Source organism: Curtobacterium sp. PhB25 (assembly GCF_004365375.1).
Lineage (GTDB): Bacteria > Actinomycetota > Actinomycetes > Actinomycetales > Microbacteriaceae > Curtobacterium.
This window is the reverse complement of the sequence record NZ_SODR01000006.1, coordinates 82,789-101,555: the sequence shown is the minus strand read 5'-3', so window position 1 is coordinate 101,555 and position 18,767 is coordinate 82,789. Positions and strand designations below refer to the sequence as shown.

15 protein-coding genes are annotated in these 18,767 nt (G+C 71.2%); 6 read left to right on the top strand and 9 right to left on the bottom strand.

From position 1 onward, the window contains the following. Positions 1-163 precede the first annotated feature (163 nt). Positions 164-910, bottom strand: coding sequence for a phosphoglyceromutase (locus EDF51_RS12945; protein WP_123293294.1), 747 nt, complete (start codon positions 908-910; stop codon positions 164-166). Between the two features lie 45 nt (positions 911-955). Between EDF51_RS12945 and EDF51_RS12940 the strand changes: the two genes are divergently transcribed. After that, positions 956-1,729 (top strand): class I SAM-dependent methyltransferase, encoded by a 774-nt coding sequence (locus tag EDF51_RS12940; RefSeq protein WP_134195164.1) that lies wholly within the window; start codon positions 956-958, stop codon positions 1,727-1,729. A 221-nt stretch (positions 1,730-1,950) separates the two neighbouring features. On the opposite strand, the gene EDF51_RS12935 is transcribed toward EDF51_RS12940, so the two are convergent. The 3 genes from EDF51_RS12935 to EDF51_RS12925 form a co-directional block, all read right to left on the bottom strand. After that, positions 1,951-3,045: a folate-binding protein YgfZ gene (locus tag EDF51_RS12935; protein ID WP_134195162.1), complete on the bottom strand. Its 1,095-nt coding sequence runs from the start codon at positions 3,043-3,045 to the stop codon at positions 1,951-1,953. Then, entirely contained in the window at positions 3,045-3,647 is a 603-nt protein-coding gene (locus tag EDF51_RS12930) for an FABP family protein (protein ID WP_123293291.1), read from the bottom strand. The genes EDF51_RS12935 and EDF51_RS12930 overlap by 1 nt, the downstream gene beginning before the upstream one ends. Positions 3,648-3,784: 137 nt before the next feature. Further along, positions 3,785-4,066, bottom strand: coding sequence for a hypothetical protein (locus EDF51_RS12925; RefSeq protein ID WP_123936868.1), 282 nt, complete (start codon positions 4,064-4,066; stop codon positions 3,785-3,787). 177 nt (positions 4,067-4,243) lie between these two features. Here EDF51_RS12925 and EDF51_RS12920 point away from each other — a divergent pair, with 177 nt between their 5' ends. The 3 genes from EDF51_RS12920 to EDF51_RS12910 are packed head-to-tail and all read left to right on the top strand — an operon-like array spanning position 4,244 to position 7,817. Continuing rightward, a complete protein-coding gene (locus EDF51_RS12920) occupies positions 4,244-4,927 on the top strand; it encodes a response regulator transcription factor (RefSeq protein WP_123293289.1) in 684 nt (227 codons plus the stop codon). Further along, positions 4,927-5,754: a mycothiol synthase gene (mshD, locus tag EDF51_RS12915; RefSeq protein WP_134195160.1), complete on the top strand. Its 828-nt coding sequence runs from the start codon at positions 4,927-4,929 to the stop codon at positions 5,752-5,754. The genes EDF51_RS12920 and mshD overlap by 1 nt, the downstream gene beginning before the upstream one ends. A 56-nt stretch (positions 5,755-5,810) precedes the next feature. Further along, a complete protein-coding gene (locus tag EDF51_RS12910; RefSeq protein ID WP_134195158.1) occupies positions 5,811-7,817 on the top strand; it encodes a serine/threonine-protein kinase in 2,007 nt (668 codons plus the stop codon). Positions 7,818-7,905: 88 nt separating this feature from the next. On the opposite strand, the gene EDF51_RS12905 is transcribed toward EDF51_RS12910, so the two are convergent. The 3 genes from EDF51_RS12905 to EDF51_RS12895 are packed head-to-tail and all read right to left on the bottom strand — an operon-like array spanning position 7,906 to position 16,352. Continuing rightward, positions 7,906-12,141 carry an FtsK/SpoIIIE domain-containing protein gene (locus tag EDF51_RS12905; RefSeq protein WP_134195156.1) on the bottom strand — a complete coding sequence of 1,412 codons (4,236 nt, stop codon included), beginning with the start codon at positions 12,139-12,141 and terminating at the stop codon, positions 7,906-7,908. Positions 12,142-12,177: 36 nt separating this feature from the next. Next, positions 12,178-13,596 carry a hypothetical protein gene (locus EDF51_RS19915; RefSeq protein ID WP_166673544.1) on the bottom strand — a complete coding sequence of 473 codons (1,419 nt, stop codon included), beginning with the start codon at positions 13,594-13,596 and terminating at the stop codon, positions 12,178-12,180. Beyond that, positions 13,593-16,352 (bottom strand): hypothetical protein, encoded by a 2,760-nt coding sequence (locus EDF51_RS12895; RefSeq protein WP_131877501.1) that lies wholly within the window; start codon positions 16,350-16,352, stop codon positions 13,593-13,595. The genes EDF51_RS19915 and EDF51_RS12895 overlap by 4 nt, the downstream gene beginning before the upstream one ends. Positions 16,353-16,604: 252 nt before the next feature. Between EDF51_RS12895 and EDF51_RS12890 the strand changes: the two genes are divergently transcribed. Continuing rightward, positions 16,605-17,198, top strand: coding sequence for a hypothetical protein (locus EDF51_RS12890; protein WP_131877503.1), 594 nt, complete (start codon positions 16,605-16,607; stop codon positions 17,196-17,198). A gap of 18 nt (positions 17,199-17,216) precedes the next feature. On the opposite strand, the gene EDF51_RS12885 is transcribed toward EDF51_RS12890, so the two are convergent. Next, positions 17,217-17,642 carry a hypothetical protein gene (locus EDF51_RS12885; RefSeq protein WP_131877505.1) on the bottom strand — a complete coding sequence of 142 codons (426 nt, stop codon included), beginning with the start codon at positions 17,640-17,642 and terminating at the stop codon, positions 17,217-17,219. Between the two features lie 258 nt (positions 17,643-17,900). Here EDF51_RS12885 and EDF51_RS12880 point away from each other — a divergent pair, with 258 nt between their 5' ends. Continuing rightward, entirely contained in the window at positions 17,901-18,314 is a 414-nt protein-coding gene (locus tag EDF51_RS12880; RefSeq protein ID WP_123293281.1) for a hypothetical protein, read from the top strand. A 66-nt stretch (positions 18,315-18,380) separates the two neighbouring features. Here the strand turns inward: EDF51_RS12880 and EDF51_RS12875 are convergent, their stop codons facing one another. Beyond that, on the bottom strand, positions 18,381-18,749 hold the full coding sequence (locus EDF51_RS12875) for a hypothetical protein (RefSeq protein ID WP_134195154.1): 369 nt from the start codon (positions 18,747-18,749) through the stop codon (positions 18,381-18,383). Positions 18,750-18,767 lie beyond the last annotated feature (18 nt).

Here is an 18,767-nt window from a genome sequence, read left to right as displayed (position 1 = left end):
GCCCCGCCGAAGCGACACGTCGTCGGCGCGGTGATCCGTTCCTCCCGGCAGAGCGACAGGAGTCGGCGGAACGTTCGCGGCACACTGTCGCTTTCGCGGCCACACCAGGCAGAACGACGAACGCCCCGCCCGGAGACCGGACGGGGCGTTCATGCGTGCGGTGCTACTTCTTGGCGCCCTGGGCGGCCACGGCGGCAGCGCCGGCGGCAGCGGCCTCGGGGTCGAGGTAGTACGCCGGCTTCGTCGGACGGAAGTCGTCGTCGAGCTCGTACACCAGCGGGATGCCCGTCGGGATGTTCAGCCCGGCGATGTCGTCGTCGGAGATGTCGTCGAGGTGCTTGACGAGCGCGCGGAGCGAGTTGCCGTGCGCGGTGACCAGCACGGTCTTGCCCTCGCCCAGGTCCTTCGTGATGTCCGACTCCCAGTAGGGCAGCAGCCGGTCGATCACGAGCTTGAGCGACTCGGTGCGCGGCAGCTGGTCGCCGAGGTCGGCGTAGCGGCGGTCACCGGCCTGCGACCACTCGGCGCCGTCGGCGATGGGGGGCGGCGGGACGTCGAACGACCGGCGCCACTCCATGAACTGCTGCTCGCCGTACTCGGCCAGCGTCTGGGCCTTGTCCTTGCCCTGCAGGTCACCGTAGTGGCGTTCGTTGAGGCGCCAGTCGCGCTTGACCGGCAGCCAGGCGAGGTCGGCCTGGAGCAGCGCGATGTCGGCCGTCTGGATCGCGCGGGTGAGGAGCGAGGTGTACAGGACGTCGGGGACGATGCCCGACTCGGCGATGAGGTCGCCGGCGCGCTTCGCCTCCTTCTCGCCCAGCTCGCTGAGCCGGACGTCGACCCAACCGGTGAACAGGTTCTTCTGGTTCCAGTCACTGTTTCCGTGACGGAGCAGGACGAGCGTGGAGGTCATGCTGCCGAGTCTACCGAGCGTCGGCAGGCCCGTACCCTTGACGTCATGCCCATCGGGAACGTGACGCGCGGGACGACCGGGTACAACCGGCTCCGCCGTGTCGACCGGTGGATCGCGTCGCTGCCGGCGCTCCGCAAGGCCGACGACCCGCTCGTCGCCGACGTCGGGTACGGGGCCTCGCCGACGACGACGCTCGAGCTGCGCGACCGTCTCGCCCTGGTGCGTCCGGACGTCGAGGTCACCGGCATCGAGATCGAACCGGCACGCGTGGCGTTCGCGAACGCGGGTACCCGCGACGGTGTGACGTTCCGGCTCGGCGGCTTCGAGACGCCCACGCCCAGGCAGCGCCGACCGGCCGTGATCCGGGCGTTCAACGTGCTGCGGCAGTACGACGAGTCCGCCGTGGTCGGGTCGTGGCGGATCATGCAGGACCGGCTGCAGCCCGGCGGCGCGCTGGTCGAGGGGACGTGCAACGAGGTCGGGCGGGTGGCCTCGTGGGTGACGCTCGACGAGCACGCGCCGGTGTCGTTCACGGTGTCGCTGCGGCTCGCCGGACTCGACGTGCCGTCGATCGTCGCCGAACGGCTGCCGAAGGCGCTCATCCACCGGAACGTACCGGGTGAGCGGGTGCACGCGTTCCTGCGTGACCTCGACCTGTCGTGGGCGGTGGCGGCGCCACTCGGCACGTACGGGCCCCGGCAGCGGTGGATCGCCACGGTGCGGGGCATGCGCGACCGCGGGTGGCCGGTGCTGCACGGGCCGACGAGGTGGCGGCTCGGCGAGCTCAGCGTGCCGTGGGACGTGGTCGAGCCCGCCTGACGGGCTCGGCGGCGGCGCGGCGGCGGGACTGCGCCACGGCGGCGGCGGCGAATTGGCGACGATCCACGAGTCGAACACCGCGTGCACTGTCGGAAGATGCACACGCACACGATGCGTGCGCATCACCCGACGGAACACCAGTCGATCAACTCGTGGACTGTCGGAAACCTGCGCACACACCAGGCGACCGGCGACCGGCGACCGGCGACCGGCGACGCAGGCTAGGAGCGCTTGACGGCTCCGAGCCGGGGCAGCCGCGGGACGTTCGCCGTGGCGCCGGCCTCCGGCGGGACGATGGTCTCCTGCGCCGCCGTCACCACGACGTCGTCGGCGGTGAGCGTCAGCGTCGCGGTGGGGTCGAGCGAGCGCTTGACCACGGCCAGCCCGATCGGGCCGAGCTCGTGGTGGACCGCCGAGGCCGACAGGCGCCCGACTTCCTTGTCGCCGAGCATCACGGGAGTCCCCGGAGCCGGCAGCACGGCGTCGGAGCCGTCGAGGTGCAGCTGCACGACACGACGCGGCGGGTGCCCGAGGTTGTGCACCTTCGCGACGGTCTCCTGCCCGCGGTAGCAGCCCTTCGTCAGGTGCACGGCGGAGCGGAGCCAGTCGAGCTCGTGCGGGATGGTGCGCTCGTCGGCGTCGGACAGCGTCGGACGCCAGGCGGCGATCCGCAGCGCCTCGTACGCGAGCAGCCCCGCGACGAGTTCGTCCGACGCAGCGATCGCGGCCGAGGTGCCGGGCGTGACCACGGCGATGCGGAGGGTCCAGTCGGAGCCGGGATGGGCCTCCTGGGCGGCGTAGCTCCACCCACCGGGCGTGACGGCCGCCCACGGGTCGACCCACTCGACGACGGGCGGGTCCGGCAGGACGGTCGACGCGAACGGGGCGGCCTCGCCGAACCAGCCGAGGGTCGCGAAGTCGGCCGAACGGTCGGCGACCTCGACCCGGAGCATGAAGCGCATCGAGTCGAGCCAGGCGGCGAGCGGTGCTGCGTCCTGCGACTCGGTGAGGAGCCACACGACCGCACCGTCGTCGACCACGCGGGCGGCGTGCTCGACCCGGCCGGACTGGTCGAGCACGAGGGTCTCGGTGCTGACGCCGGTCGGCAGGCCGGTCAGCTGCTGCGAGGTGATCGAGTTGAGCCACGACAGGCGGTCCGGGCCGGAGACGGTGACCATGCCGAGACCGAGCTCGACGACCGCGCGGCCACGGGCCAGCAGCCGTTGCTCGCCCAGGGGGTTGCCGAAGTGGGCTGCGGGCGCGCCGGGCGCATCAGATGTCGCGACGAAGCCGTCGCGCACCGCGAACGCCGACATCAGTCGACCTTCGCGAGCTGCCCCGAGGCGTGCGAGGTGAGTTCGCGACCGAGGGCGGCGATGTCCCACGCCCAGAACAACTTGCCCTCGACCAGGCCGTACAGGCGGGTCGCGGCGGAGTAGTCCTTCGCGTTCGGCGAGCGCATCACGGCGTCGGTGGCCAGGTCGATCCGGCCCTTGAGGACGCGGCCGACGTAGAGCTCGTTGACGCCCGTCGGGTGCACGATCGCGGCCTCGACGTCGAAGCCGTCGGTGGTGTTGCGCAGCGCCTCGACGCTCTCGACGGTGGTGAACGGCGTCGGTCCCTCACCCAGGAGCATCGCGGGGCCGCGGTCACCGGGTTCGGTCGGACGGTCGATCCGCCAGTAGCCCATCTCGGCAGCGAGCGGGGTGTGGTCGTCGTCGAGCAGCCACGTCGTGGACGAGTAGTTGAGGTACGGCAGGCCGTCGTGGCTGAAGCTCACGCGCTGGCCGAACTCGTAGGTGCGGGGTGCCTCTTCGTCACCGACGGGGTACTCCACGACGCCGGTGCCCTCCCAGACGCCGACGAGCCACGACAACGGGACCAGTTCGGGCGCCAGGCCCTCGGGGAGCTCGATCAACGCTGACCCTTGAACAGCTTCACGACGACGACGACCGAGATGAACGCGATCGCGAGCGACGCCAGGCCGAGGAGGCCCACGTAGAACAACTCGAGCGCAAGCAGCGAATCCATGCCCCGGAGTCTACGCGGCTCGGCTCAACGCGCCAGGAGCACCACCGCGGTGACGAGCACCACGACGAAGGCACCGGACGATGCGATGCTGATCCGTTCGACCAGCCCGTCCTTCGTCGCGGTGATGAGCTGGAGCACGAAGCTCACCATCACGCAGGCGACGAAGACGAGCAGCAGCCAGGCGAAGGCGTCGCGCTCGGCGAGCGTCAGGACGAGCACCGCCCCGACGACGGCCAGGATCCAGACCGGCAGGACGGACGTCAGCTTGAGGCGCCGCTGGTCGGTGGGCTGCACTGGCTGGGTCACGCGTTCCATCATGACAGGGGTCACGCCCGGCGCGCAGGCGCAGCGGCTCCGCGCCCGGCGCGCGGGCGCAGCCCCGCGCCCGGCGCTTGCGGCTTCACGCGCAAACCGTCCGGCCGGATAGGACTTCCCGAGCATCACTAGGATGTGTCCACGACGTCATCCACCTGCGGAGGTCCTGTGGCACAGCTCCTGGTACTCACCTCGACCGCGCCCGGCGACGTCCTGCCGAGCCTCGGTCTCCTGAGCCACAGGATCCGTCACGTGCCGGCCGAGGCCGCACAGCTGGTCAACGCGCCGCAGAGCGACCTGATGTTCGTGGACGCCCGCACCGACCTGGTCAGCGCGAAGGCCCTGTGCAAGATCCTGGCCTCGTCCGGCTCGACGACGCCCATCGTGCTCGTCGTGACCGAGGGTGGCCTGACCGCCGTCAACAGCGAGTGGAACGTCGACGACGTGGTGCTCGAGAGCGCCGGCCCGGCCGAGATCGACGCCCGCATCCGGCTGTCCGCGGGCCGCGCGGCCAAGGGGCAGTCCAGCTCGAAGATCCAGGCGTCGGGTGTCGTCATTGACGAAGCCAGCTACTCGGCGAAGGTCCGCGGCCGGCCGCTCGACCTGACGTTCAAGGAGTTCGAGCTCCTGCGCTTCTTCGCCACGCACCCGTCCCGGGTCTTCACGCGCGAGCAGCTGCTCAGCGAGGTCTGGGGCTACGACTACTTCGGTGGCACCCGCACGGTCGACGTGCACGTCCGACGTCTCCGCGCCAAGCTCGGCGACCTCGAGTCGCTCATCGGCACGGTCCGCAACGTCGGCTACCGCTTCAACGTCTACGACGACGAGGCCGAGCGCCTGATGGGACAGTAGTGCCGGACCTCGCACGGTTCGTCGTGCCCGGTGAAGCACCGCCGTTCTCGGACCAGACCCTGGTCGACGTCCGCGCCGGGCGCGCGACCGTCCTCGCCGTCGACGACGGGGTCGCCGTGGTCCGTGACGGCGAGCTGGAACTCGTGGTCGACCGGGAGGCCCGTGGTCGCGGCACCGGCACCGCCCTCGTGACGCAGGCGCTCGCGCTGGGCGGCGGGGCCGCTCCCGTGCTCGCCTGGGCACACGGGGACCACCCCGCAGCGCGGGCCCTGGCCGATCGGTTCGGCTGGCGCGCGGTCCGCACCCTGCTGCAGCTCCGGGCGCCGATCGACGGTACCGACGCCCCGTCCGTCGACGTGCCGGCTGGGTACAGCCTGTCCGCGTTCCGGCCCGGGTCCGAGGACGAGGCCGACTGGCTCGCCCTCAACGCCGCGGCCTTCGCGCACCACCCCGAGCAGGGCCGCATGACGCTCGACGACCTGCACGCCCGCGAATCGGACGCCTGGTTCTCCGGCGAGGACCTGCTGCTGCTCCGCGACGCCTCGGGGCAGCTGGCAGGCTCGTGCTGGCTCAAGGTCGAGGACGGCATCGGCGAGTTCTACGCCGTCGCCGTCCGGCCCGATCTGCAGGGACAGCGGCTCGGCGGGGTGCTCATGCGCGCGGGGACCGCTCGGCTCAGCGGCCGCGGGCTGACCGCCGCCGCACTGTACGTCGAGGGCGACAACGAACCCGCGCTGGCGCTCTACCGACGGTCCGGGTTCGAGCAGTACGCGATCGACGTGCAGTACGCCGCGCCGGAGCAGGCGGAGGCGCCGACCGGCCGGTAACATTGCGTGGTCGGCGAGGGGTCGGCCAGCGGGGGAATCGGGAAGTCGGGGACGCAGTGGCGCAGTACGGTCAGGGTGAGCCACTCGGTGCGTCGTACCGGTTGGTCGAGCTGCTCGGGACCGGTGCCACCGGCGAGGTCTGGGGCACCGAGCACACCGCGACCGGCGAGCACGTTGCCGCGAAGCTGCTCCGTGCCGAGCTCGCCGCCGACCCGCAGATCGTCGAACGCTTCGTCCGCGAGCGTTCGGTGCTCCTCGCGCTGCAGCACCCCTCGATCGTGCGGGTGCGGGACCTGGTCGTCGAGGGCGACCGGCTCGCGATCGTCATGGACCTGGTGCCCGGTGGGTCAGCGCGCGATCTGCTCGCATCGAACGGTCCGCTGACCCCGCGGGACGCTCTGACGATCACCGCCGAGACCCTCGACGCCCTCGCCGCGGCGCACGAGCAGGACGTCACCCACCGCGACGTCAAGCCCGACAACGTGCTGCTCCAGACCCCCTGGGCCGCCGGTGCGACGGGCGACGTCCGGGTCACCGACTTCGGCATCGCGTCGGTCGTCGCCGAGCGTGAGCGCACCACCACCGGGCTCCTCGGCACGCCGCAGTACATGGCGCCCGAGTCGATCAGCCACGGCCGCGCGGGTCCCGCTGCGGACGTCTACGGCGCCGGGGTCATGCTCTACGAGCTGTTGTCCGGCCGCACACCCTTCGCCGGACCGGGCACGGACTTCGCCGTGGCGTACCGGCACGTCACGTCGAACCCGCCCCCGCTCGACGTGCCCGATGCGCTGTGGTCTGCAGTGTCCGCCCTGCTGACGAAGGACCCGAACAGCCGTCCTGCAGCAGCGGACGCCGCGGCGACCCTGCGCCGGCTCGCCCGGTCCCTCGCCGCAGCCCCCGCGCTGGCCGCGACGAGCGACCCGGACGCGTTCGACGAGGTCGAGCGGCCCGCCACCGTCGTCCGCGGGGTCCGCCCGGACGGCACCACCTCTGGCTCTCGCGCGGACAGCGACGACGACGCGGAGGACTCCGCCGGGCCGGTGCCGGAACTCGGCCCGGCCGGATCGCAGACCGTCATCCGGCCGATGGTCAGACAGCCGCTGCCGGCCGCCCCCGCTGCCGAGCCCCCACCGGCGCGTCGGTTCGCCCGTCCCGAGTGGCTGACGAACCGTGCGCTCCTGTTCGGCGGCATCGGCGTCGTGCTCGTGGCCGCACTGGTCGTCGGTGGCGTCGTGTGGCTGCCCGGTGCGCTGCGGAAGACGCCGGGCGCCGGCACCGCGACCGCACAGGCCGCCAACGCCTACCAGCAGGACCGCCCACTGCCCACGGGCCTCGCCACCACCCGCCGCGCGACCATCGACCCCGCGAAGGGCACCGTCGACCTGCGCGTCACGTACGCGGCGCAGGCGTCGACCCTCACCGGTCCGTTCCTCGAAGTCGTGCCGGGCTCCCGCTCGGGGGCGTCCTGCCCCGCGGTCACCTGGTCCGGCGAGGGCATCTCGGCGAAGCGCAACCAGCCCTCGCTGACTGGTGTCGACACCGCGTGCGCCTGGGCCCTGTCCGGGGTCGAGGTTCCCGCCGGCGGCGACGTCACGGTCGAGGCCTCGGTGCCGCTCGCTTCCGTCACGGACGGCGCGGCGCTGCAGACGTGGCTCGACAGTGTCGGCGAGGCGACCACTGCTGCCGTGAGCGACGACTCGGTGCGCGGGACCGCCTACCCGGTCCAGCGGCTGCAGGGCGTCGAGGTCCGCACGCCCGACCGCACGGTCAGTCAGACGGCCCTGCCGGTCACCCTGGTGCCGGTGTGGCCGAACGGTGCCGACGAGCTCAACCCGCTCTACCGCAGTCCCGCCACGGGACGCCCGTCGCAGATGCTCGTCGACGTGGCCGGCGGGGAGTCCGGCGTGCGGTTCGCCGACGGCTGCTCGGGGGCGTTGGCGGTGTCGTCCGACGGGCTGGTCGTCACGGCGCTGTCGGTCGCGCCGTCGTGCACGGTGCGGGCGACGGTGGGGAACTTCACGAACCTCGAGAGCTCGCCCTTCGGGATCACGACGCGCGACTGAGCGCGCTCTGGTCGTGACTGCGGGTCGATCCTGCCGTCCGTGGCGGACGCAGCCACGGGCCTCCAGGTCGACGGTCTCGGCGTCTCCGTCAGCTGACAGCAGACGCGGTCTGCACGAGACGGACGGTCCCGCCTGAAGCGGCGTAGCCGCGGCCGACGGTCAGCGCGACCGGTGCACGACGCGGGAGCGTGACACCGAGGAGCTCGCCGTCGTAGTCGACGTCCGGCTGCAGCAGGACGCCACACCGGGACTTCCGGACCGCTCGGGTCCAGTGGCTGTACAGCGACCGGAGGTCCGCGGACCGGCCGGCCGCCACGACGCACAGTCCGGGGCGCTCGGTCGTGAGCAGCGTCGCGATGGCCTGGTCGCCGTCCTCGAACCGCTCCGCGTCGTCGATCAACAGCAGCACCGGTCCACGCTCGAGCCGCAGCCCGGCCAACAGGGCCGGGACCTCGTCCGGGCCGACGGCGATGCGGTCGAACGAACCCGAGGCGAGCGGCGACCGGCGGTCGCAGATCGCCCAGACCGCTGGACGGACACCCTCGGCTGTCCGTGCGAGCTCGGCGACGGCGAGGAGCACGCTCGACTTGCCGGACCGCGCCGGGCCGGCGACGAGCACGTGTTCGCCGTCGTAGACCTCGACGGACGCCGGCTGCAGGTCGTCCTCGGCGATGCCGATCGGGATCCGCCAGGGCTCACCCGCGAACACCGCTCCGGCACCGAGCTCGTCCACGAGCACAGCGTCGGGCAGCCGGCCGACCGCACTGGCCTTCTTCGTACCGTCCGACCGGATCTCCGCGATCCGTGCGACCGCCTGCGCGAGCGGGACGTCCGGCGTCGCGACGTGCGACTGTAGCCGCCTGGTCGAGTCGATGAAGCGGCCGGGCACCGGCGGCGGGACGTCCTTGGGGCGGACCCCGATGGACGCGTAGTCGTAGGGATCCGCGAGGCGGAACATCCACTTCTGCGTGGTGACCTCGTCCATCGCCGACGGCACCGCCTTCGCGCGCGTCGTGGAGACCGCGAACGAGATGCCGAGCGCCGGACCCTCGGCGTACACCCGGTAGAGCGCGTCGAGCAGCTGCTGCCCCTCGAAGTCCTGGTACTCGTCGCGCAGGGCGGCGAGGCCGTCGATGAGCACCACGGCACGGCGCCCACCGGGTGCCGCACGGCGACGCTCGAGCTCGACGCGGAGGTGCCGCAGGAACCGCGTCTGCAGCTCCCCCGCACCCGCACCGGAGCCGACGTAGGCCGTCGTGTGCGGTAGCTGTGCGAGCGGAGCGAGGTCCCCCGGACCCATGTCGAGCACGAGGAGGTCGAGCTCGTCGGGGCTCGACGCGGCGGCGAGCTGGAGCGCGATAGTGGCGAGGGCGGTGCTCGTCCCGCTGCCGGGGATGCCCATGAGCATGAGGTTGCCCTCGTCGAGGTCCCATCCGGTGGTGACCTGGCGCTGGTGGTCCGGGTCGTCGGCGAGGGCGACGGGCACCGTCGCGGGGCGCGGGTCGGTTCCCGGGCCTGGGGCGGTGAGGGCCGCCAGTTCGACGCGCTCGCCGAGCGCCTCGGGCCAGATCGGACGCGGCGGGGCGTACCCGGCTGCCTCGTTCGCCTGCCCGATCGCCTCGATGAGCTGGTCGAGGTCGGTGACGTCGGACGCCGTCGGAGCAGGGGTGGGCATCGGAGCAGGCACGCCGAAGACGTCGGTCGGTCGGACCGAGACAGGCTGCTCGGCACGCTCGTCACGGGCTCGGCCCGTGACCAGAGCGGTCTGCACCGGGGTGATGTCGTCCTGCCCGAGCTTCACGTAGGCGCGGCCGGTCTGCTGTCGACCGATCCCGGCTGCGGCGGGGACACCGATGACGTTCGTCGAGTCCTCGCGGCTCTGCACCCGCAGGGCGACCCGCATGTTCGTGTTCGCGAGGATGTCCTCGCTCACCACACCGGCCGGCCGCTGGGTGGCGAGGATCATGTGGACGCCGAGCGTTCGGCCGACGGCCGCGATGCTGACGAGCGACGTCAGGACGTCCGGGAAGTCCTTCGCGAGCATCGCGAACTCGTCGACGACCAGCAGCAGCCGCGGCATCGGCTCGACCGGCTTCGTCGCCAGGTAGGCATCGAGGTTGTCGATGTCGGCTCCGGCTGCCGCGAACACCCGCTGACGTCGTTCGAGTTCGGCTTCGAGTGCCCGGATCGCACGGTCGGCGAGCTGTTCGTCGAGGTTGCTGATCGTGCCGATGGTGTGCGGGAGGCGCTCACACGCCGCGAAGGCCGCACCACCCTTGAAGTCGACGAGCAGGAAGTTGAGTCGGGTGGGGTCGTTCCGGGCGGCGAGCCCGGCCACGAGGGACCGGAGGAACTCGCTCTTGCCGGAACCCGTCGTGCCGCCGACCAGGCCGTGCGGACCGTCGCGCACCAGGTCGATCTCGAGCACACCGCTCTCGGACGAGCCGATCGGGGTCGAGAAGCCCGTGCGGGCGTCCCACGCCGCGCGGATCCCCTCGCTCGACAACAGCTCGGGCAGGCGGACGAGCGAGGGCAAGGACGCCCCCGGCACCAGCAGTTCAGGATCGTCGAAGTGCGCCACGCTGCGCGCGCTGCGCTCAGCGGTCTCGACGCTGAGGCCGGCGAGCACGACGTCCTCGACACGGGTCCGGTCCTCTGGTCGGTAGACCGTGGCGGCGGCATCGGCACCGACCGTGATGATCGACGTGCAGGCGGCGGGGAGCTGCTGCTCGTTCGTCGCGATGACGATCCCGCTCACCCGGTGTGGTCGTTCCCCTGGGCGCAGGGATTGCCCGGGCACCGAGCGGCCCTGGCCGAGCAGGTTGCGGGCCGGGGCATCCCGTCCCTCGGTGAGCACCTCGGAGTCGACCACGACGAGCAGGTTCGGCGTCGGCAGCTCGTCGAGCGACTCGCGCAGGCCACGGAGCATCGCCGCGCTTTGGTCGCGTTGTGCCGACATCCAGCGGGCGCCGGTGCTGCTCCCCGCCACACGCGCGTGCGGCAGCCAGGAGGCCCACCCCCAGTCCTCCGCGCGGCCCGCGTCGCAGAAGACGCCCACCGTCAGGTCCGCTGGACCGCAGTGCACGGTGGCCTGCGTGAGCAGGCTGCGCGCCAGGGCGAGGGCGCCCTGACGGTCGCCGACGATCCCGACGACGCCGGCGTCGGACAGGTCGGCAACCACCGGCGCGGCCGTCAGACGGCTGTCGGCGATGGCGGCCTTCGCCTCGTCCTCGAGCTTCGCGGACGCTGCACGCTGGTCGACCTCGGGCCGCCAAGGAGCGTCCCCGGTGCCGGCGTGCAGGCTCAGGAAGTCCTCGTCATCCGAGCGGCGCTGCCACAGCAGGGTGGTCGGCAGCTCGGCTCGCCGCACCACGGTCGCCGGATCGGGCACGAGCTCCTGGCGGCGGGCGGCCTCGACGGCCGCGGCTTCGGAGATCTCACCGCGGAAGGACTCCACGGCCTCGGCGAAGCGGGTGTCCTCCTCCTTCAGGTTCTTCGCGCGGCGGTGCTTCTGCTCGAACCACATGCCGATCGCGGTGACCGGGGAGAGCAGGGCGAAGAGCGCGAACCGTGCGTCGCCGAGCAGGAGCACCATCGCCCCGGCGAGCACCAGGGGCGCGGCGACGGTGATCCAGCTGAACTTCGACGCCGGTGGCACGTCCTTGCGTCCGGGCGGCACGACCGTCTCGGCGTCGGAGGTCCGTCCGGCGCGCGGTGGACGGTTGAACGGCGCCGTCGCCGCCGGGGTCAGGTTCGCCATCGAGCCGGCCGCCGGCACGGGCACCTCGTCGAGCGCCGGCCGGACGAGCAGCACGGCCCCGCCCACGATGACGCTCGTCGTCCCGCTGAGCAGGACGCCCTCGGCGTCGATGCGCTCCCCGGCGATGACGGTGCCGTTCGTCGATCCCGCATCACGCACCCGGACGCCGTCGTCCTCGCGCTCGACGGTGCAGTGCTCCCACGACGCGCTCTCGGTGGGGAGCACGACGTCGGCCTGCGGCGCCCGTCCGACCACGAGCTTCCGCCCGCGCGGGACCGGCACCACGAGCCCGGCTTCGAGCCCGCCGGCGAGCGTGACGGTCCAGCCGTCGGTGCCGAGCGGACGGTCCTCGGGGGTGCGGCCGATACGGGAGCCCTCGAGCAGCACGAGGTCACGGAGCGGGGTGTCGACGCTGGTGCGGTGCCCGTCGACCGCCAGCGTGGTGCCGGGTTCGAGTGTGAGGCCGACGGCCGCGGACACGAGTTCCCCGAGCGAGGATGCGCCGGACCACCCGTCGACCTCGACCGCTTCACGTCGGTCGTCGAGCTCGATCAACAGGCGCATGCTCGCGTTCCTCTTCCGGGTCGGTGCGTGGGTGGGTCAGTCCGTGCTGGAGTCGTCGAACCAGACGAGCGACGCGGTCCGGGCAGCGTCGGTTCCGCTCCCGGTGCCGTCGCCGGACGCGGTGCTGGCCGGACGGAGACCGAGCTGCTGTGCCGACGCCGCGAGCACCGTCGCCTGTGCGCCGAGTGCCTGCTGCCGCGTGAAGTCGAGCGCCGGACCGGCGATGCCCGCATCGGCGTCGAGGTCGAGCACGGCGAGGGCGTCGGTGACGTCCGTCGGCTCGACGCTCCGCGCCGTGCCGACGGCGCGGACCAGGGCGATGACGGCGTCGTGGCTACGCGAGTCCGCTGCGCCCGCTACCGCCGAGAACGGCTGGTCACCGGTCAGGTTCTCGGCGTCCTGGTCGCCGGCGAGCACCCGGACACCGCCGAGGAAGGCGGACATCGCGCGGCCCCCGGCGTCGGAGGCGAGCGCGCGGGCGTCGTCGGTGGCGACACCCACGGCCCGGAAGGAACCGCTCAGGCTGCCGCCGGCCTCGACGAGTGCGGCGCCGAACGCCGGGCTCGTCGCATCCGGCGTGAGGACGACCGGCACCGTGACGTTCTCGGCCTGGAGCGCGGCGACGAAGGCACCCTGGCGTTCTGCGGAGCCGCTGACGACGACGGCGTCGGAGTCCGGCGTCGGGGTCTTCGCGTCGGCATCGGCATCGGCATCTGCGTCCGCGTCTTGCTCGTTGCTCGTTGCGCCGGTGCGCTCGGCGACGGTCGTGGCGAGCGCTGCGGTGTCCGCGGTGTCGTCACCGTCCAGGACGTGCGCCACCCGCAGGCCCGCCGGAGCACCGCCGCCCAGGTCGACCAGCAGTGGAGCGTCGGCGTCACCGAGTGCCGTCGTCATCGCCTTGCTGATCGAGTCAGCGGCCGGCGCCGTCGACCAGGAGTCCTTCTCCGCCGGAGCGTAGGGCAGGACGACCGGGATGCCCTTCGCCGCAGCAGCAGTGAGGGCGCCGGACACGTGGCTGCCCGACGAGGCGACGACGATGCCCGCGACCCCGCTCTTCGCGAGGGCCTCGACCGCGGCCGTGCCCCCGGCAGCGGTCCCGCCGTCGTTCTTCGTGACGAGCGCGACGTCGGTGCCACCAAGTGCGAGCCGACGCTCCGCCACCAGCGCGCCTTGCGCCGCTTCGTTCCACTCGGAACCCTCGCCGTCGCCGAGCGTGACGATGATGCCGATCTTCGTCTTCGCCGGGACGTGTGCCACCGTGATCTTCACCGGCACGGTCGCCGACACCGCTTCGGCCGGGGTGCTGCTGCCGAACGCCCGGAACGTCAGGACGGCGGCGACGACCGCGGCCACGAGGAGCACCGCGATACCGACGAAGAGCAGCGGACGGCGGCTGCGCGGACGCGTTCCGTCAGCACCCTCGGTCTCAGTTGCTTCGGTCGTCTGGTCACTCATCGGTCGGCCCCGATCCGGAAGGTGTACAGCGTGGTCGACGTCGCGCTGGCGGGGACCTTCAACTGGAACGCCGGCAGCGTCGTCGCCGCATCGAGCGATGCGCGGAACTGCTCCTGCTGGAGCAGGATGCCGGCGACGTCCTCGGCCCGGACGTTCGCGTAGCCCGCGGCGTTCTGCGACGCCAGGGCGAGCTGGTAGTCGGCGGAGTCGGACTTCGCCGCGCTCGTGGCCATGGCGCCGAGGATGCCGGAGCCGTTGACCTTGCGGTCGCCCAGGTCGAGCATCACGCGGTTGAGGTCGCCGGTCAGCAGCGTCGAGGCACCCTGCACGTCGCGCGTCGAGGCGCTCGTGCTGGCCGCGATGCGCTCGAGGCTGGACGCCGTCTGCCGGTCGACCGCGGAGGAGAGCTCCGAACCCTCTTGCTCGAGCGTGCTCTTCTGCTCGTCGATCGTGCCCTTCGAGTCCTTCGTGACCTCGCCCGAGGTGGACCGGAGGCCGGCGATCGACTTGTCGAAGGCCGAGATGACGGCGTCACGACTGCCCTTCGCCGTCTCGCTGACCTGCCGCACCTGCTGGTCGATGATCTCCTGGACGTCCTTCTCGGACTGCGTGGACGCGTCTGCGAAGGCCTTGCGGACGGCGTCCTGCAGCTCGGTCTGCTGGGCGCTGATCGCGGTCAGCTGGGTGCCGACCACATCGCTCGACTTCGTTGCCTGCTCGACGAGTTCCTCGAGCTGGCGGGCTGCGCCGTCGACCGAACCCCCGTCATTGCGCACCGCTCGACGCACCTCCTCGATGCCGTCGTCGAGTGCATCGACGTCGTCGGACAGCGTCGTGATCGCGGCACCGATGCCGGTCGCGGAACGGAGATCGGTTGCCGCGATCACCGCGTCCCACTGCTTCGCCTGGTCCGTGAGGCGTTCATCCATCGGGGTGCTGAACCGTCCACCGGGCTTCAGCGTCGTGCCCTCTTCGGCGCCGGGGCAGGGGGTCGCGGTCAGGTAGCCCCGCAGCGCATCCGCCTGTTCCGCGTCGAGCTGGTCGGTTGCCGCGAGGGCGCAGAGCTGGTCGGCGACCTCACGGTTCTGCGCCTGCATCGAGGTGCTGAACAGACCATCGCCGGCGTTGCCCACGAGCCCGCTCGCTGCGATTGCCTGCCGGTTCACCGTCGTGACGGCGTCGCGCACGGGGCCGAGGTCGTCGGCGGTCTGGTCACGCAGGTCCTGCAAAGCCTGCAGGGTGCGAGCAACCTCGCCGGTGCCGTCGCTTCCGAGGGCCTGGACCGCGGTGTCGATCTCGCCGAGCTTGGCGCGCAGGGCGTTCGACTGCTCGATCGCCGTGTCCGCGAGCTTGGGGTCGAGCTGGTCGGCGAGCTGCTGCCCGGTGCTGACCAGACCGATCAACGAGGTGCTCACCGCACGCGACGATTCCCAGAGCGCGCAGGTCAACGATCCACGGGCCTCCTGAGGGGCGCACGTCGCTGCGTCCGGTGACGCCGGGCCGACGGATCCCGCCAACTGCGCACTGACCTGCTGCTTGCACGCCTCGCTCGCGTCGGCGTAGCCCTCGAGCTGCGACGAGACGCGGAGCAGGTTGCCGTAGACGCTGCCGCCCGCGGTCGAGGTCTTCGGCGTCGCCGCGCACCCGTTGCCGTCGAGCACCGTGGCCGGTGCCGTCGCCGAGGTGTCGCCGAGCAGGCTGTCGAGACTCGTCGTGGTCTGCTGGAGCTGCTGCAGCACGGTGGACTGTGTCGCCTTCACGGTCGCGCCGAGGTCGCCGTTCAGGGAACCGAGCTCGCCGGACAGGGACCGCATGGTGCCCGCCAAGGACGAGCTGCTCTCCTTGAGCCGCTCGGCCGTGCTGACGCCGAGGGTCTTCGACGTGGTCTCGAGGTTGGACCGGACCTCGGTGATCGTGCCGCCCGCTCGTGCGAGCACCTCGTTCACCTGCGAGATGAGGTCGATGGTGCGGCGCTGGAGCGCGAGTTCGGAGTCACTGTCGGACCCGAACGCCGCGTTCACCACGCCGGTCGAGGACAGGTCCGTGGACAGCCCGGGCTGCGCGGCGACGTCGAACGTCGGTGCCGTGAAGTCCTTGACGTCGGCGACGAGGTGCAGCGTGCTGCTCGCGCCGGATGTCGGCGGTGCCAGCAGGCGACCCCACTGGACGACCGCGTCCCCGTCCTCGTTCGTGCTGACGACGCCGTCCGTGGACGAACCGGAGTCAGCGGCATCGGTGACGATGCGGTCGGCCGCGGTGCCGGTGAGGACGGTCGAGGCCGCGACGCTGAACGGTGCACCCACGAGCGCCGGCGTCGAGCGGGAGGTCCCGGCGACGTCGTAGGTCAGGTTCTTCGACGTGACCGTGAGGTTCTCGATCGTCAGGTCGATCGCGATACGACCCGAGTACCCGTCGAGGTCGGCAAGGTCGGTACCGGTCTTCTTCGACGTCGAGTACTGCGTCGTGATGCGGAGCGGGAGGTCACCAGCCGCCTTCGCGGGGTCGTGGTCGGTCGTCGCTGACGAGGAGTCCTTGCCCGCGACGGAGATCGCGGTGTCGGAGATCGACGTGATCGAGCCGTCCGCGGCCAGACGCGTGTCGACCGTCTGCAAGATCCGTGACGGGTCAGCCACCGGCTTGTCGTCGGACGTGCACCCGGCGAGCACCAGAGCGGCGATGCCGGTGACGGCGACCGCCCCCACGAGCCGGCGAGTGGTGCTTCGTGCTCCGGTGTTCCCGGCACGCTGGTTGATCACGGTCTTCCCCCCAAGAGAATCGTCGAGCACATCGATGCTAGTTGCTCGATGGCGTCGGGTCCGCGTCGATCGGCCGCCCTGGCCGCCCCCGTTCGGGCCACACGCCCCGACTGGAATACAACGTATCGCATCCGGCGAGTTGCGCGTTCGCCTTCCACAACCGCGCTGATACTCTGCACGCATGATCCAGGGGGACCAGGGCTTCGGGCCCATCGAACGACGACGTCCGCACGCACGACCGGGGGCAGATCGGTGACACTCAACCTCTCGCCGGTCCTCATCGCGCTGCTCGCGATGATCGCGATCCCGGCCGCCGTCAGCGCGCTCGTCCGCCGCAGCGATCGCAAGCGACCACCGTCCACCGTCGTCGGCGACGAGGCCTACGGCGTGCTCTTCACCGTCCGCGCACGCCGGTGGAACTACCTGCTGCTCCGGATCATCGGGATCGTGTTCATCGTCGTCGGCGGGTTCTTCTTCCTGGCCACGCTCAGCATGCTCGACGACCCCGACGCGATCGGGATGCTCATTGCCGGCGTCGGCATGGTGCTGTTCGGGCTGTTGTTCGTCTACCTCGGCGTCGGGCAGAAGCGCCGTCGCGTCGAGGCGTACGACTCGCAGCTGGTGGTCACCCCGATGTTCCGCGCCCCGCGGACCGTCGACCCGGCGGCGATCAAGCACATCCGGCCCACCACCAACCGGTTCGGTGGACTCGACATCAAGGTGAACGGGCAGCGCGGCGTCATCAGCGTCGTCTCCATCGATGCGGCCTACCAGGAACTGTGCGCATGGCTCGAGCAGCGTGCGCCGACGCAGTGGAACGAATTCGTCCGGGTCTTCGGGCACTGACGAGCGCCTCAGCCGCCCTCAGGCCAGCTCGAAGCTGTTGACGTAGACGGCTTGTCGAATCGTGTTGAGGAAGCTCCGCATGGCGAAGGAGGCCGCGCCGACGTCGAACTCATAGCGCTCGCCCGGGACGATGCTCTCGGCGAGGTCGTCCTCGTTGTCGCGGGTGACGCCCCGCTGCAGAACGAGTGTTCCGCAGTCCGAAGTCTCGAACACGATCTGCGCCGTCGACGAACCGATCCCCTTCAGCGAGTGGGACGATCCGGCGCTGCTGTGGGCAGAGGTGACGGTACAGACTGCATGCACCCGGTGTCCTGCGTCGTACACCTTCAACGTGATCGGCCCGACGAAGAAGCCCAGCAGGGGCACGAGGACAACGACAGCGAGGACGATCGATGCCGCGACCCTGTCCCGCCGCACGCGCCGTTCAGCGCCGGTGTCAGTCAACCGTGACTCCGACGCCCGTCGTGCCGACAATCTGGCCAGCCGGCAGGCAGTCCACCGTCCCAGGATGGCCTGCGAGATCAGGTCTGAGGCGGGTCAGTCCGCCCGCGCCGTCCTCGGCTTCAAGGGGACGGCCGTCGGCGCCGAGGGTGATGGAGCCGTCTCCGTTGGACGTCGATCTGACCGGTTTCATCGGGGTCTGCGAGGGCCTTCCTGCTCGCGGGCGGCCCGCCCACCAGCACACGTCAGTAGCATTTCGGCATGTTCGAAAAGCGTGCCTCCAGGGCGGGAGCGATCCAGATGCCGTCACCGTCGACGTGGGATTCCGGCGGTCTTCGGATCACAGCTTCCGCCGAACCCCGCGGCTTGACCCGTCGCCTCCAGCTCATCGTGACAATGGAGATTGCGAGCGTCGTCGCCGTCTTTCGTGGCGAAGAGCTCTCGAGCCTTGTCAACCGTCGGGTGCAACAGATCGAGTCTGATTCGACTCCGACCGCATTCCTGTTCTTCGGCGGAGAACAGGACACGGGAGCACCCATCGATGCGGCGCGACAAAACGTGCCGGGCGACGCAATCGCTCTCGTCATCACGCCGAACGTCGAGGCCGTCGCGCACACGCTCACGGCGGTCGAAGTTGAGCGACTGCATTCTTGGCTACGAGAATGTGCGCGCTGACCCACTGCCCCGTCGACTCCGCAACGGACACCGCTTGTCTGTACCAAGCAGCTCACACAGGATTGGTCAGCGCTGGATCCTCGGTTGCACAGTTCCCCGGAGCCGTACGCTCACGCGATCGCCGACCGCTGCGCCACTGATCAGACCGGCAAAGGCGGTGAGAAGCCACAACCATTGAAGACCCGCAATCGGCCGAGCAGCGCCGACGAGGCCGATGAAGACCAAGATCACAACCACCATCAGCGCGGCCAGTACCACCGGGCGACGATCGTTCAGCTTCGACCAGCATCCGACGGCGCTCCCGTAGCCGAGAGCAACGGCACCGACAATGATCGCCGCGGGGACGTTGATGTCCTCGGGACCACTCCGCAAGCGCCACCAGGCGATTGCCAGGCAAGCGAGGGCTGCAACGGCATCGACGAACCAAGGTCGCATTCGACGGCTTGATCGACT